This is a genomic window from Mesorhizobium sp. M0293 (genome assembly GCF_040321735.1).
GTDB lineage: Bacteria > Pseudomonadota > Alphaproteobacteria > Rhizobiales > Rhizobiaceae > Mesorhizobium.
This window is the reverse complement of record NZ_JAMYSA010000081.1, coordinates 1-14,827: the sequence shown is the minus strand read 5'-3', so window position 1 is coordinate 14,827 and position 14,827 is coordinate 1. Positions and strand designations below refer to the sequence as shown.

Here is a 14,827-nt window from a genome sequence, read left to right as displayed (position 1 = left end):
CTCAAAGATTTCCAGCAGCGCCGCTGCTCGGCGTGGATTTCATAATGTCCGTCAGGAGCGCGTCGATGCTGCCGGCCGATGTAGCTAGCCTTCCGTCGACAAAATGTGGAAGGTTGTTCTCTTCTTCATAGTCATAGCTGGCCTCGAAATCCTCAACGGCTTCCCCCGCCAGGGGGACGCCTCGATCCCTCAGGCGCTCATAGGCAGCGACGACAAAGTTGAACAGAGCGGGGTTGATGTTCACGACCGGACCATACCAATGGAATATCTGTTGGCAGGCCTGCCGAGTCTCCTCCTGATACCGCTGGCTGGCGATGTTCGTCGGTGGCAATCGTGATCCGCTCACGCTGACGCCGGAAAACTGGGAAGCCTTCGCCAAGGATACCGACTTCCGCCCCCGCTACGTACTTCGGCAATTGCTCGATATGGCCGAGCGCCTGACCCCGGCAGCCGAGAAATTGCTCGCGGAAGTGAAAGGGACCGAGGCCGACAGCAAGCTGCTGGCGCCTGCAGTCGAGGACATCGTTCAGCGCTGCACCGCAGTCCGCGCCTGGAGCGCATAGCTCAAAGATTTCCAGCAGCGCCGCTGCTCGGCGTGGATTTCATAATGTCCGTCAGGAGCGCGTCGATGCTGCCGGCCGATGTAGCTAGCCTTCCGTCGACAAAATGTGGAAGGTTGTTCTCTTCTTCATAGTCATAGCTGGCCTCGAAATCCTCAACGGCTTCCCCCGCCAGGGGGACGCCTCGATCCCTCAGGCGCTCATAGGCAGCGACGACAAAGTTGAACAGAGCGGGGTTGATGTTCACGACCGGACCATACCAATGGAATATCTGTTGGCAGGCCTGCCGAGTCTCCTCCTGATACCGCTTTGTCGTCTCTATCGCCGCGACGACGTTGTCGCGTGGGACGAGGCACAACGTCATCAGATCTGTCGTTATCGGATAGCCGCCGATCGGAATGAGTCTGACGACGTGCCGCAGTTCCTGTTGATGGTGGAAGTAGTTGCGGAGGCACTTGAGCGCCGCAAATTCCTGGACGTCGAAGAAATCGGCAGCAGCTCCAACCTTCAGTCGGTCATTGAGACTGTGTGCCGCCTCCAGGAGCGAAAACAGTGTGTCGCGGCTCGGTGAGACGCAATGCGTCTGGTAGAGCCGAAAGAACCTTTCGGACGCTGCGCCAACATTGGCCAAATCGACATCTTCTGACACACCGAACCTCCAATCGAATATGCGCGTCTCGAAGCCGTCACCTGCGCCGTTCTAGCCCGAAGCCTGCGACGAACCGCGCTGCAGTAGCTCGTTCAGAAAGGCATCCTGGTTTTCTGGAGGCGACGGTGAGGTTGCCGCGCCGATTAAGGCACACACGCATCCACGCGCAAGCCGTCGAGCGTCCAGTCGCACTTGGCTTGGTATGTCCTGCATCGCCTGGCCATGGAGGAAGTCGCTTCTCTCCTTAAAGAGCGCGAGGTATCGCTCGCCGGCAGAGGCATCGTCCAGGAGCGCCGCCAGGCGCCACGCGACCCGGGCGGTCGCGCCCTGGCGCCGTTGTCCGTTAATTTTCGGGCGCTTCCTCGGGTCATGGTCGATCGGCTGTCCCAATGCGGCCTCGATCACCGTGACATGCGCAAGAAACTCGTCGATCCCATCGCTTGCGAAGGCCCGGATCGCGAAGTGGTCGATCGGGCGATGAAATAGCGGGGAACGTCGAGCCTCCAGGAGTTCAGTCCAGGCTGCATCATCCAGATAGGCTGTTTGGGGTATCGCAGCGTCGGTCAGGGGCAACCGCGTAGGCCGTTCAATCTCCACCATGGCGCCGTCCTCATCTTCGTAGAAGTCCGGCTCCCACGACAATGTGTCGGCATCGGGCGGCGTCGATCGGCGCGCAAACAGGTCGTCTGACAGCGTATGGACCCATGGCACGCGAAAGGGGCGCCAATCCAAGTCGGAATAGCTGGTGACATCCTCCCAGGGGGCGGTCAGTAGCGCGAAGAGCGCAGCTTCGACCGGAGCGGGGAAGTGCCTTTTGTGCGGTTCGATCCGCCCGAAATCCTGTCGCAGATCGGCGAACAGTCCGGGGAGAACGCGGCCGCCAGATTTCCCGGGGAGGACCACGGTTTCTTCGACGACGAGCCAGGCAAACCGGCTGAAGCGCTGGCTGTCGAAACGCCAGCCGGGCCGTTTTTGCGACAACCCATCGGGGTCGAGGAGATCGTCCAGCTCCTCTGCTGTGAAGTTTCGAATGGCATTGGGTCCAAAACGCAGTTCGGGGACATCGTCGCCGAGATCAAGCGGACAGAGATGTACCAGATGCGCTTCCGTCTGCCTGAAGGCTTGGTCAAGGCGGGCCGCTGCGGTAGCCGGGGAGACAGCAAAGCGGGCGGATTCGTCGTCGCTCCAGCGAAATCCGAGACCGTAGAGGGCTTGGCTGAGGGCGACGTTCACGGCGTCCTTCGATCCCGCTGATTGATAGAGCGCCTGGCAGGTTTCCCGAAGCCTCACAAAGGCGGGGGACGCATATAGATTGCCAGCCACCGGACCTTCGTGGCGCCACAGAGCGTCGACCGCGGACACTAGCTCAAAGGGGAGCGGGTTGTTCAGGACGCGAACTCCTTTGACTATCGGAAGCTGTCCGAATGCGGTGGGTCAAATAATGTAAGGTGCGGCGAGCCGTAATGTCACGGCTGCTGCGCGCGTTAGGAGAAGATTCGTGCGATCAATCGTTCCCATTGCAGAACAACTGGACCGCGCACTTGCTGAACTGGCGATTGATCACCCCCTCAATGGGCGGATCGCACTAATCCTCGTCGACAATGGCCTTGAGCTGATGTGCCATCAAAAATGCGCTGACCTATTGTTCGAGGATAGGCACAGGAATTCCTGCAGGCTCACGCCGGAACAGCGCAGCGACGCACGTGGCCGCACCTTCGACAGGAAGATCCAATTTCTAAAAGAGCTCGGTCACATCCCGCCCGATCAGGTCCGGGCGATGGCAATCCTGCACGAGTACCGGAACCAACTCTATCATGTCGGGCTCCGCGACGATCCGGTCATCGGGCAGCTTGCGCACCTCTATTTCCGCCTGGCTGCTGGGCTGCTCGAGCCGCTCCTGAGTGCGCAGCGTCATCTGCGCTGGGAACCTGAAGTCGTCAGCGATGCGGCACGTCGACTTTTGCCTGAGTTGGTAACGACGAAGTACCGCAGAGCCAGGGTCGATATGACCGGGCTACGCGATCGGCTGGTCGCGGCTTGTCCGCAACTGCCAATGCCGGTCGAGCGAGCGTTGAGCGCGCATTTGTTGTTTCGCGTCGACCAGGCGGAGGCGGCTTTCGGCATAATCGCCAAGGGACGCTCAGGAATAGACGACCCTGTCGATACGCTGCGGACGATCCAGCTAGAAGCTGACACGATCGCCGCAATCGTTCGTTTTCGCCGCGATGGCGACAAGGCGCTGAAGGCGAAGGGCCCCCCGCCCAAGCCACTCGATGTGGACGCGCTCGGAATGGCGCGAGGGACGAAAGTGTTAGTCGATCTCAATGCGCGCCTGCTGCCTAGCTGGAAGCCCAGATACCCGCAGTTGCCGTTCGAGAGCTGGAGAAAACGAGCCAACTCGATTGGCGCCAAACGGACGGCCCTGACCGCACTGGAGATGTTTGACCAGATCAGGAAGGAGATTGACCAGTTGGAAGAGATCATGGCCGAACCCATCGAGGACATGCACGGGTGGCACCAGCACCTCGAAGACGTGGCCATGGACAGCCGATAGCATTCGGTCGGTGCGGTCATGATGACCTACATCGAGGAGTGCTTTTCAGCAGTGAAGCTGTAGAATCCACATCATGAACCAGACACGCCAACTGACGATCTTCTGCGGGGGACCGCTGGAACACGACTCGGAACGTGTCTTTCTGCGCGCCCTCGTTGACCATCTGGCGCGAGGTGCGACGGCGACCGTCGTCCTGTGCAATTTTCAGCTCAAAGGTCGACAGATCGACTTCGTCGTGGCGACGGAGAATGCCGTCGCCCTCGTCGAAGCAAAAGCCACCAAGCTTCCGGTTCGAGGCGAGATCAATGGCGCGTGGGAGCGGCTGTCGCCGTCTGGGGAGTGGGCATCGTTCCGCAACCCCTATCAGCAGGCGCTCGACGCCAAGAACCGTCTGCGTGATGCCATGGCTCAGGCGGCGCCCATCGGCGATTTCTACCCGGATGGGTTCGTCGCGATGACCGGCGAGCTCCCTGCGGGGTCGACCGTCACTTCGGGCGACTTCAAGGTTCGGATCGGGTCTACTGACGAAGTCCTGGCTGCGTTAGGAGCGACGGGAGGCAGCCCGTGGTCACTCGCGGCTTGGCAGGACTTTGCGCGATCCTTGAAATTGACCGCTACGTCCGTTGACGTCGCGCTGGCTGCCGAAAGTTCCTGGGCGTTTAGCGAGTGGGCGGAACGATATCGGCGGGCGTTCGCTGCGGAATACCAGCCCGATGCCGATCTATGGATCCCGGAAGATGACGAGCAGGCAGAGGCTCTCATCGCATCCACCAATGAGCAGGCTGGCAGCTTCTTGTGGGGACCATCCGGGTGCGGCAAGAGCCTGATGGCAAAGTGGCTGGGCCTCCAACTGACAGCGACGGGCGCCATCTGCCTCTTCGTTTCGGCGAAGCTGTTTTCGGGCTCGTGGGCCGAGGCGGTTCAGCGCGAGATTTCGCTGCTTGTTGATTCCTACGATCCGCGATTCCTGCGCCGGGCCACGCAATTGGGGATACCGGTCGTCCTGATCTTTGACGGCTTGAACGAGCTATCGGCCGACAATGCGCGACAAGCGCTGCGTGGACTCAGGGCTCTCGCAAGGCGGTATGAGGCGCGGGTGGTTGTGACGAGCCAGGAGTCCCGTCCAGAAGGTCTGGCTGGCCTGAGCAGCGTCAGCGTCGGGAAGCCGTCAGAGACCTTGAAGGCACGCATCGCCGAACAGGGACATGGAGTCTTGACCTCGGCGGCAAAGGACGTGCTGCGCGGCGTGCGGAGCGGGTTTGAGGCGCGCATCGTAGGTGAAATCGGCAACGAGCTGCGGTCAAACGTTACGCGCCTTGAACTCGTCGACCAATTCATCCGCACGCGACTGGGCCCACATGCGCGTTCGGGTTCGCTGGGCCTTCGGCGGCTCGCGGCGTGCCTCACCGACGAAATGGCCTATTCCCTATCGGAAACTGCCTTCGATGAGTTCATGCTGGCACAGCACCTGACGTTCGACGATTGCGAGGCAATTCTGCGGGCCGGCGTTCTGGAAACTCGAGGCGGCAGGGTGTCCTTCAGTCACGAAATCTTTCAGAGCACGTACGCCGCTCAAGAACTGGTCAGGCTGGCGCAGACGGATCCCTCGAAACTTGGCGTCCAGTTGGGCACGCCGCTCTTTCGTCCACTGGCCCGCGACATCATCGCCGCTCTCGGCACGGAGCCGGCTGGCCGTGCGGTGCTGGACGAAATCACGGACGCAGACATCATTGCCGATGCCGCCGACGGTGAACTTGGTAGCGTGGCGACAGCGACCGCCTGGGCTATTCTCGAGGCCAGCCACGCTCGTCTTCTCGCCGAGATCGCGCAGTCCAAGCTGGTCCTGACGAATGGTGAGGCTTTCAAGCGCCTCGAATGGGAAGGGCACATCGAGCCTCCGCCGACGAGTCGAGCCGGCTATCAGGCCTTGGGCGTTCGCGCGGCCAAGGGCACGGGCATCGAGGAATACCTGGTTTTGTGCCGGGCGATGGATGCAAAACTGCTGGAGCAACGATCACGGCTTGCCGAGGCGGCTCGTGAGGGCAACGTCGCCTTGCGCAGTGAAGCTTTCGCACTGGCCTATTATGGCTTCGGGCCGCGACACAACTTCACGCTCGCCGCGACGCAGGCTGACGCAACGAGGTTCACGCATATCATCGGCAATCGGCCACCGAAGATCGCGATGCGGTCTCTTGTCGGCTTGACCTCGGGCGAGCTCCTGTTCGTTCTCAAGCAACGCCATGAGCTGTTTGGCAAAGAGGATGTCACGCGATTCACGCTTGAGCTGACCGAGGTATTGCGCACGCGGTGGAGATACGAGCCCTATCATGTCCGGCTGGAACTGCTGCACATCGTCGGGTTCGTGCGGGACGCCGAGGAGACGGCGAGGGCTGGCCTCATCGAGGCGATCAACTCCCTCGAGATTCACGCCTGGAACTGGGCGTTGAATTCGAGCGTGATCGATGCCCTCAAGATACTGGGGGCGCTTGACGACGAGGGCGAAGGGCAGCGAGCTGCAATTCGTGAGGAGGTCGTGGCGGTGATCGGGGAAGCGGACAGCGACGACATCCGCGAGCAGGCTCTCAGCGTCTACACGCGGATGTTCGATCACCCGTTTGATTGGATTTATGCCGAGGAAGTCTACGCGTTGCCGGAGGAGACTCAGCGTCTGCTGTATCGGCGGGCCTTTCAGGCTGATGGGATCGGCGATTCCATGAGCGTGAGATACTTGGCGCAAAGGATCGCGGAATACGAAGAGGCATCAGACGCTCCGTTGTTCTCGAACCTGGCGCGACTTCCGTCCCAGACCAACCCGATGAGCCAGGACGAGATGGCTGCGTTCGTGCTGGCGGTTCGCTTCCTCGCACGACACGCTGGGCCGCTCCCGGTTGTGGAGGCCGAGAACGATGCGCAACAGTGCATGGTACTCATCAGAACGCTGGTCTATGCTGCCGAGTCCGGGCGCGACGCCGACCGGGAACAGGCTCGCGCGGCGTGGGAGCAATTGCACGCACTCCGTCCGCAACGCGTCATCGGTTGCCTTGCAGAGATCAACGAGCCGCTGGCGGCAGGTCACGTGGCGGAGCGACCGCCCAACTATCCCGCCCTCAACCTGGTCGATGTGTTTCCGGCCGACCTGCTCGCGGTCAGCCGGAAGTTGGTTGATGAGGGCGTCCCCCCGACATCGCATCATCGGGTCGGCTTTCGTGATCGGGACCTGCATTTCGCCTTTGGCGTGATTGCGAAGCACGGCGACCGCAACGATCTCGGTAGGCTCCGGCGTGTAACTGCAGATCACCCGTTTTCGCAAAAGGCCATAGAGGTCATCCGTGCAATCGAGACATCCGCCACGGCCATCAACCGATAGCCCAGATTCGCGGATTCACCGCTGCATCCACAAAGGCGTGGCAAGCGCAGTACCTGCCTCATCGATTGGGGCGGCGCGCTTACCCTCGCCAAGATGGGCTGGCCTAGATCTGGTCGAGTTCCTAGCCACCTCTCCGAAGACAATAGAACGCGGATCGACGGACTCGTCCAGTTGCATGGCGTAATCCTGGACCTCAGCGCGCCGATCCTGCCGACGAAGGGCTTGGGCGATTGGCTGCCCGCGCCACCGGCGTAGCTTGCGGATAGATTCGAATCGCATATGCTGCAGCATGGCTGATCCGGCCATGCCGTCCACATTGGCGAAGCCTGCGGGCAGGAATGAACGATCACCCCGTATGAACCTCTCTCCAAGGTGCGCGGGCCAAGTGGACGCGCCATTGCAGCACCGCCGGAGCGGTTCCATGCGAATCCATTTTCCCGATCTCATTCGGCCGAAACAGGCCGCAAAACATCTCGCTCGAGCTTCGACCGAGCTTAAACTGGCAGCGGTGCACGAGGCACTGGCGCAGGCTCTGGGCTATCGAGACTGGCACGAGCTTTCGATTACGAGTCATCCGAACGGTCTCGCTGCTCCAGATGGTCCAGGTCTCCAGGCCGCGCTTCTCACGATCCTCGAGTTGGCTGATGCCCTTGGCCTTCCGGACGGCCATGTCCAATATGCCGTTTCGAGAGCGCGCCTGCTCCGAGCGACGCCGTGGTCGATCGATGAGCACATGGTCCTGCGCGCATCGATCTGGAGGCGACGTGTTTTCGGGACACCGGGCCGCGGCAAACGCGGAACCGTCGTGAGAGACAAGGCCTATGGCTCAGGCGCCCCGGCCTATCTTCGCTATCCCGGCCGTCCCACCTATCTGCTCTTCGACACCGGATTTGGTACGCGGGCCGACTTCGAGGTGGCCACTCCGCGCTCCCCGCTCCCGGACTTCGTGCCCTCGCGGATCTGGTTGCCCTACGGGGTCTGGCAGCTGACGGACGAATCGGAAGTCCTGTTCTCGCGTGACTACCTACCGATGTGGCGCATATCGAACGATGGAACGGAGCGCCTTGCTCCCTGGCTATGGATTAAGGACATCGCGGAAGAAAACCACTTCGGCAGTCCTGGAACCGCCATATGGGCCTCCGGTCCCGCTCGCAACAGTGCTGTCGGCTACCTTCAGCGCCATCGCATTTTCGAGTTGCCGATGCTGACCGACATCATGCCTCACCTGTTCGAGCCCCACGTCGAGTCCTTGCAGGACGGTGTTGCCCGCCTCTATGCCGCTCGACGCGATGCGGAGGCGCTGCCACCCTACGCCGACCTCCACGATCGTGTTTTGGCGTGATCCCCAGTTTGTTGCCATTTCGCACGGCAAGGCGCACTCGAATCTGCTAAGCGGTAAGTATTGATGGGCTGGGACTATATGGCTGCAGTCAAAAAGAAGACTAATCCGCCGTTAGATGCACGTTTCACATTCGCAGAAGACTCGTTTGCCCGGTTGACGGGCGGGTGGGACTCTCACCTGCGCCCTGCTGTGGGCGTGGCAGACGGCGAGCCATATCTGTTGCGCTTGTTCAAGAAGACGGGCACTGCGCTCGACGACGATCTCCGGGTAATTGTCGGGCGTGGCCTGAGGCGCATCCGGCGTGTGCTTTCCTCCCGTCGCGCGAGAGACGTCCTGGTCGAGGTTCTCGAAACTGCAGAAGACCAGTATGAGCTGGCCATCGTTATGGTAGACCCCGGAAGTCCGATTTCCGGAGCATCACAGCGCCGGAGGACGAGGGAAGGGCGCTACCTTACGAGCGCAAGTCGTGGCGTCTTCTGGCGGAATATGGTCCGCGTGGCAGAGGCGCTTGCGCTGTGTCACGACGCCGGCATCGTGCACGGCGGCGTCGGCTTGCATTCGATATTCTCGCAGCGAGACGATAGTGCCGACTATCGGCTCGGTGGCGTCGAGGCATGCGTCCACATTGCGGACGGCGATCTCAAAGAGCCCGGGCATCTGCTTCGCGCGTCTGCTGTCATCTCCTTCCGACAAGACTGGATGGACTTGGCTGCGGTCGCCGGCACGCTGCTCGGCCTCGATGGTGACAACCCGCCCGCGCTTCTTTCCGTCGAGCGTCGAATGCTGGAACGGCTGGCCAGTCCCCCGCAGTTTCAACTGTTCGACGGTGCGGTCGTCCTCGACGAATTGAGAAATGTCGTCACCGAGCTCCACAGGGTTGGCTCCAGCTCGGAGGGCGAACTCGTTCTTTATCCTTCCCGGGACGTGGTTCAGAGCGATTTGCCGGCCCTCTCTTCGGGCACAATACCCGCAGCGGATGGCGCTGCGATCATGCAGTTTGTTGCCGACGATCTGTTGTCGGCCGGCGTCCGCCTTGTCCCGGCCGACCAGGACACCGTTCGCGTCATGACAGACCTCGCGGTCTATCATGTTCGTGTCATGAGCGACTCTGTCGGGATGATCGTAGCGGCACATCAGCGTCGCCCAAACGAATGGATGCACGGCGCTGTCGACATCGTCCATCAATTGCATCTCTCCCGAAATCGAGCGAGCTCGGAAGAGCGGGTCCAAAACCTCGGGCCAGGCGCCAAGCGCTGGCGGGACCTCCTTGAACCCATCCGGCACGCCGACGGGACGAGCGACGTTCCAATATGGTTTGCTCTCATCCTCCTCGAGGCCTTTACCCTGCTAAGGGAACAGTTTCGCCTCTATCCGGTCCATGTGCTTCCAACAGCCAATGCCGAGACCAACGTCGTCTGGCTGATGCCCGCCGATGACGCAGGGCGGGATGCGCAGCGTGAAACAATAGGGCTGCGCCCGGCTGCTGAGGCCCTCAGGCGCGAGCTGAAGTATGACGACGGAAAGGCAAACTGGACGCTTTCACAAACGGCGCGTCTGGCGATGGGCCGGGAGCGCGTGCCGGAACTCACCTACGAAGGCAGCGGCCTGATCAACGGGAAGATAGCGTTCGCATTCGGCACCAACCTCGCGATCCATGCCGGGCAACGGCTTTTCCTGCGCCCCCGCAAGGACACCGGCACCGAACGTGCCATCCGACGACGGCTGCAGAACATCGTCGCCGCCAGGTCCAACGTCGAGCTTCTGAGGGCTTTGGACGATCCCGCGCAGGTTCGAATGGATGACGTGCTGCGCGACATCGCGGCACCCGGCTCGCCGCCAGCCGACGTCGACATGGAAGAATCCAAGGTCGAGGCATGGCAGTCCATCGTCGAAGGCAGATCCATCAATGTCGTTGTCGGGCCGCCTGGGGTGGGCAAGACCTTTTTGATCTCGCACCTGGTGACGAGCATTCTGCATGAAACGCCCGACGCTCGAATCCTCGTATCATCCCAGAACCACGAGACGCTCGTCCACATGGAGGACGAACTCCGCAAATTTCTGCCCGCGTCCTCAACCATCGTCGTTCGCGTCGAGCGGTCGCGCTCCAGCGAGAAAGAGAGCACGCTGAGGCGGAGCTCGCAGTCCCTGCTGCGCTCCGTGTCGAAGCCGGATCCGGCCAGCGCCGCGATCATGACGAACCAGCTCAACCAGATCATCCAGGCCCTCAAACCCGTCGATACGTCCGAGCAATCGAGCGCCGACCGCGCTCTCCGCGACACCGATAATCTGATGCTGCGCTCCTCGGATGTGACGCTTGCAACCACGTCGTCGCATATTCTTGAGGAGATGATCGCCGACGGCGAGCAGTTTGACTGGGTCTTCATCGAGGAGGCGGCGCGGGCCAACGGTGCCGAATTGATCGGTGCTCTGCTCTTGGGAAACCGTCGGGTGATCATCGGCGATCACAATCAGCTCTCGCCCTTCGATGCGGCGGATCGCCAGAAATTCTACGACGCGAGCCGGGCCGGTGAGCTCCTGCGTGATGCCAAGGAGAAGCTCGCCGCGATCTCCGATCTGCCGAGCGAGGTGGAGTTGGCGCTCGAGGCGTTGAAGGCAGATCGGTTTCTGCTCAGCGACGTTCTCGCTATAGCGTCACGACTTGAAGAACCCTTCAAGTCGATTGCCGCGCGTGAAGAGATGAGGTTTCGGGACACCGGGCGCCCGAGCACGATCGCCAACACGCTGCGTGAGCAGAGCCGTATGCACCCGGTTATCTGCGAGCTCGTTTCCAACACCTTCTACAAGCGATCGTTGGTGTCCTCAGATCGGGTGAAGGCTCGCCAACCGGCCGTCGAGTGCGTCGACGGATTTCCGGCTTCTCCCATCGTCATTTTGGACCTGCCCTCGTTGAGCGTCGTCAAGCGGCGGGCCTTCGAGCAACCGGCGAAACGCTCGTATCGAAACGAGGTCGAGGCGACGGCCGTTCTAGCCGCTATGAAGAAGCTGCGCCCCATCATCCGCGAGGGCAAGCCGGTGCCAACGCTCGTGGTGCTGTCTCCGTACCTGGCGCAGGTCAATCACCTCGAACGACTGCTCAAGCCTCACATCGACACATCCTCGGGCACCCTGTTTGGCTTTATCAGCCCTCGAGGTGATGGAAAGTTCGTCTACACCAGCGACAGTTTCCAGGGCGGCGAGGCCGATGTCGTCGTGGCGAGCCTCGTGCGCAACAACGTCCTTGTGGGCACCAGAGCCCTTGGCTTCATCAAGAATCCGCAACGCCTGAACGTGTTGCTCAGCCGCGCCAAGCACAAGCTCGTTCTCGCCACCAGCCGGCAGTTCATCCGCAATGCGGTTGAGGGGATCGACCCCGACGCGGTCAATGACGAACTCGGCTTTCTGCGGACCATGCTCAACGAAGTAACCCGCTTGTCCGAAGCCGACTTTCCGTCGGTTGGGAAAGGCGCCTCCATCATCCCCGTGGATGAGCAGGGGAGGCCGATTCCATGAACAACATCTACATCCCGGCGTGGCACTATCGCGCACCCGGCATCGTCCAGCGGACCTGGGGCTGGAGCCCGGTTGAGGAAATGATCCTGCTATCGCTCGACCGAAGCCCGGGCACGATCAATCACGTGTCAGAGGCGCTCAAGATTCCCCGACAGGTGGTCGGCTCCACTGTGGCCCGGCTCATGCAGTTCGGACTTGTCGAAGTCCGGCTCTCGCCGCACCCCGTCCTCGTCACCAGCAGTATTGGTCATGACTTCATCCGCACCGGGCGCGCCCTTCCTGAACGCTCGGTCGATCGTGAGATCGGCATCAGTGTCGTCTACGAGAAGGTCGGACTGTCCGTCTTCAGGACGAGGGACGTCGACACGATCCCCGTCACCAAGCTTCCCGCCAAAGGCGCAATCATCCGGTTTCCGGAAGGGGAGCCACCAGAGACCCACTATTCGATGATGCAACGCGTCAACGAGTTCATGGTCGGCATGCTGAGGTCTGGTGAATGGCTGCGCGGCGTGCAGGCCAACAGCTCGTTTCTGGAGGCGAAATTCCTTGTGCTCGATCTCGATGAGATCGGAGCTGGCGTCTTTCCGCAAGGCGCGAGCGACCAACTCGTCGAGGCCCTCAAAGCAACGATCAAGACCGGCGTCTTACCAAAGACCACGACACCGCCGCCCGAGCGTTCCGTATCCATAGAGACCCGGTTCAGTGCCAGCGACCTCGTCGTCGGGGCCGAGCAGCACTTGCACCGCTTCGAGCAGATTGTCGGTGCCGCCAAGTCCAACGTATTCGTCCTGTCCACGTTCGTGGCTTCTCAGTCCGATGAAAAGGGCATGGATCGTCGGGAACGCATTGTGCGAGCTCTCGAGGATGCGTGCAAGCGCGGCGTGAGATGCCATCTATTCTACGGCACGTCGCTCGATCGCGCCAAGCATGCCGCAGCCATGCAGGAACTCTATCTGCGCCTATCCGCTGCACGGCAAACCAGAGGATATCTCCTGGTGCGGAGGGATCCTGTCGAGAGTCATGCCAAGTTCCTCGTTGCCGACGACGGCCACGACGGCGCGGTGGTGCTGATGGGATCGTGCAATTGGCTCCACTCTCCGTTCTCGGCCGTTGAAGTCTCCGCCGAGTTCAGAGAGCCCAACGCGGCCGCAGAAGGTCTGGATCTGCTCCGCGAGATTGTCTCCAGGCTCTCAAGTGCCAGCCGATCCGTGGAGACACTACAGTTCATGGCATCCGAGCTGCGCCGCCAGCGAAACATGCTGTCCACCTCTGAAGAGGCGCAAGCGCCTGCAGCGACGCTGACGATCCTGTATGCCGCCGACCACGAGCGCCTGCTGCGCGCTGCGGCCCACGATGCGCGACAGCGCTTCGTCTGTTGTACCAACAAGGTCGGCGCGAACATGGTGCCGGCGCTGTTCGATCCCGCCGAGGTCGCTGGCCGGCGGCTTAGCGGCGTTCGCATCTACTATTCGCGCCGGACCGGCCCGGTGAAGCGCAGCCACGTGACAAAGCATCGGGAACGGCTCCATGGCATAGTCGACCTCACAGGCGTGCCGGAACCGCAGCTGCATGCGAAGTTTCTGGCCTGGGACACCGACCATGTCGTCGTCAGCAGTCTGAACTGGGGGTCCCAGTCTGGACTCGAGGACAACCCGCTCGATGAAATCGGTCTCTATCTGGAGGGGCCAAGCCTGGCGACGTCGTTGCTCGACAACTTCGAGCGCGAACTCGAATGAGATGGCCGCGGCGATCCGTTATTTCAGGCGTGCCGTATCCTCGCAGTTGGGGAACTGGCTGCAGCCCAGAAAACGGCGATTGGCGATTCCGGTCCACTCGACCAAGTGACCGGCCCGACACGCCGGACACTGGCGCAGAAGGTCGCCGGCGACAGTCTCGAAGCGGAGGTTGTCACCGGCGATCTCGGAGAGCTCTCGGATGTATCGGGATGGTTCCCCGGGCGTTCCCCATCGTGGAAGCTTGCGGATTTGGCTATCACGACCGAACTTCGGGGCATCCTGTTTCCGTCGCTGCGCCACGCAGGCGGCACCAACCTGGTGGTCTTTCCGGCCATCCAATTGTTGCAGCCGGTCGAACAGGCGCCGCGCGCAAAGCGGGACAGGTTCTTGGTCGTTAGCGAGCCCGAAACGGCGGCGTCGTCGAGCAGTTTTTGGATCACCTCGCTCGCCCCCTTTGCCCTGAGCTTCGGTGCGACGGCGATGAGCCGCTCCGCGCGCCGCGACAACTCGGCGGCCAACCGGCAGGCGTCCGCGGCGGCCGCAACGAGCGCGACGCAAACCGCGCGCTCAAAATCTTTGTCGCCCGGCCGAATGCGCTTGCCGCCGGCGTCGGGGCGAAAAGCCGGACCAAAGGCCTGGGCGATCAGCAGCGGCAGCGACCGCGGCCAGCGCAGGTTTTGCGCCAGCACCAGGTCGGCGAGCCACCAGGCGAAGAGCTCGGCAGCGGGCCGCATGGCGACGACGGGGGCGGCGATCGCCGCGGCGGCGAACGGCGCCGGCCGCAGCAACCCCGCCAGGTTTTCGATCTCCGTGCAGAGGTTGGCGAGCGCGGGACCGTTCCAGTGAAGACCAAGCTGGTCGAGGGTTTTGGCCAGCCGATCGGCGCTGCCGATGGGCGGCTGCACGGAAAGCTGCCGCCAGGCGCTATAGATGGCGCCGGCGGGGACCGGGATCGGCGCCGGCCGGGCGCAGATACCAGGCGTCACGCAGGGCGGCCTCGTCTTCTGAGCGGCCGGCGAGCCGCATGCCGGCGGCGGCACAGCGCAGCGCCAGCCGCTGCCGCCAGGCCCCGGCCCAACTGGCGTGCGCGCGGGCGAGCGTGTCGAGCG

At 62.0% G+C, this 14,827-nt stretch carries 11 protein-coding genes and 2 pseudogenes; 7 read left to right on the top strand and 6 right to left on the bottom strand.

The genetic code is table 11. From position 1 onward, the window contains the following. Position 1 precedes the first annotated feature (1 nt). A complete protein-coding gene (locus NKJ06_RS25120; protein ID WP_352810980.1) occupies positions 2-331 on the bottom strand; it encodes a hypothetical protein in 330 nt (109 codons plus the stop codon). Between NKJ06_RS25120 and NKJ06_RS25115 the strand changes: the two genes are divergently transcribed. Continuing rightward, on the top strand, positions 315-563 hold the full coding sequence (locus NKJ06_RS25115) for a HipA domain-containing protein (protein ID WP_352810978.1): 249 nt from the start codon (positions 315-317) through the stop codon (positions 561-563). The genes NKJ06_RS25120 and NKJ06_RS25115 overlap by 17 nt on opposite strands. A gap of 1 nt (position 564) precedes the next feature. On the opposite strand, the gene NKJ06_RS25110 is transcribed toward NKJ06_RS25115, so the two are convergent. Both NKJ06_RS25110 and NKJ06_RS25105 read right to left on the bottom strand, forming a co-directional pair. Then, the gene (locus NKJ06_RS25110; protein WP_352810976.1) at positions 565-1,209 is read right to left on the bottom strand and encodes a hypothetical protein; all 645 of its coding nucleotides are present in this window, start codon (positions 1,207-1,209) and stop codon (positions 565-567) included. Positions 1,210-1,260: 51 nt separating this feature from the next. Next, the gene (locus tag NKJ06_RS25105; RefSeq protein ID WP_352810975.1) at positions 1,261-2,442 is read right to left on the bottom strand and encodes a hypothetical protein; all 1,182 of its coding nucleotides are present in this window, start codon (positions 2,440-2,442) and stop codon (positions 1,261-1,263) included. Between the two features lie 265 nt (positions 2,443-2,707). On the opposite strand from NKJ06_RS25105, the gene NKJ06_RS25100 reads away from it, so the two are divergent. The 5 genes from NKJ06_RS25100 (at position 2,708) to NKJ06_RS25080 (ending at position 13,718) form a co-directional block, all read left to right on the top strand. Then, positions 2,708-3,763, top strand: a complete 1,056-nt coding sequence (locus NKJ06_RS25100; RefSeq protein ID WP_352810972.1) for a hypothetical protein — start codon at positions 2,708-2,710, stop codon at positions 3,761-3,763. A 73-nt stretch (positions 3,764-3,836) separates the two neighbouring features. Continuing rightward, positions 3,837-7,130, top strand: coding sequence for an NERD domain-containing protein (locus NKJ06_RS25095; protein WP_352810971.1), 3,294 nt, complete (start codon positions 3,837-3,839; stop codon positions 7,128-7,130). A gap of 421 nt (positions 7,131-7,551) precedes the next feature. Continuing rightward, the gene (locus NKJ06_RS25090) at positions 7,552-8,472 is read left to right on the top strand and encodes a hypothetical protein (RefSeq protein ID WP_352810970.1); all 921 of its coding nucleotides are present in this window, start codon (positions 7,552-7,554) and stop codon (positions 8,470-8,472) included. Positions 8,473-8,691: 219 nt separating this feature from the next. Continuing rightward, positions 8,692-11,982, top strand: coding sequence for a DEAD/DEAH box helicase (locus NKJ06_RS25085; protein WP_352811008.1), 3,291 nt, complete (start codon positions 8,692-8,694; stop codon positions 11,980-11,982). Further along, on the top strand, positions 11,979-13,718 hold the full coding sequence (locus NKJ06_RS25080) for a phospholipase D-like domain-containing protein (protein WP_352810968.1): 1,740 nt from the start codon (positions 11,979-11,981) through the stop codon (positions 13,716-13,718). The genes NKJ06_RS25085 and NKJ06_RS25080 overlap by 4 nt, the downstream gene beginning before the upstream one ends. 18 nt (positions 13,719-13,736) lie before the next feature. Here the strand turns inward: NKJ06_RS25080 and NKJ06_RS25075 are convergent, their stop codons facing one another. Further along, positions 13,737-13,823: a hypothetical protein gene (locus NKJ06_RS25075; protein WP_352811007.1), complete on the bottom strand. Its 87-nt coding sequence runs from the start codon at positions 13,821-13,823 to the stop codon at positions 13,737-13,739. Between NKJ06_RS25075 and NKJ06_RS25070 the strand changes: the two are divergent. Beyond that, a pseudogene (locus tag NKJ06_RS25070) lies at positions 13,797-13,991 on the top strand (hypothetical protein); the annotation flags it as partial. The gene NKJ06_RS25075 and the pseudogene NKJ06_RS25070 sit on opposite strands and share 27 nt — an antisense overlap. Before the next feature lie 155 nt (positions 13,992-14,146). Here NKJ06_RS25070 and NKJ06_RS25065 read toward each other — a convergent pair. Further along, positions 14,147-14,623 (bottom strand): annotated as a pseudogene (locus NKJ06_RS25065) (DUF1403 family protein); the annotation flags it as partial. 19 nt (positions 14,624-14,642) lie between these two features. Then, the coding region (locus NKJ06_RS25060) for a DUF1403 family protein (protein WP_352810966.1) at positions 14,643-14,827 on the bottom strand (185 nt) is incomplete at its 5' end.

Bases quoted from the DNA above. Each gene is read 5' to 3' on its own strand.
- NKJ06_RS25115 (WP_352810978.1), top strand. From the start codon at position 315: ATGTTCGTCGGTGGCAATCGTGATCCGCTCACGCTGACGCCGGAAAAC.
- NKJ06_RS25095 (WP_352810971.1), top strand. From the start codon at position 3,837: ATGAACCAGACACGCCAACTGACGATCTTCTGCGGGGGACCGCTGGAA.
- NKJ06_RS25090 (WP_352810970.1), top strand. From the start codon at position 7,552: ATGCGAATCCATTTTCCCGATCTCATTCGGCCGAAACAGGCCGCAAAA.
- NKJ06_RS25080 (WP_352810968.1), top strand. From the start codon at position 11,979: ATGAACAACATCTACATCCCGGCGTGGCACTATCGCGCACCCGGCATC.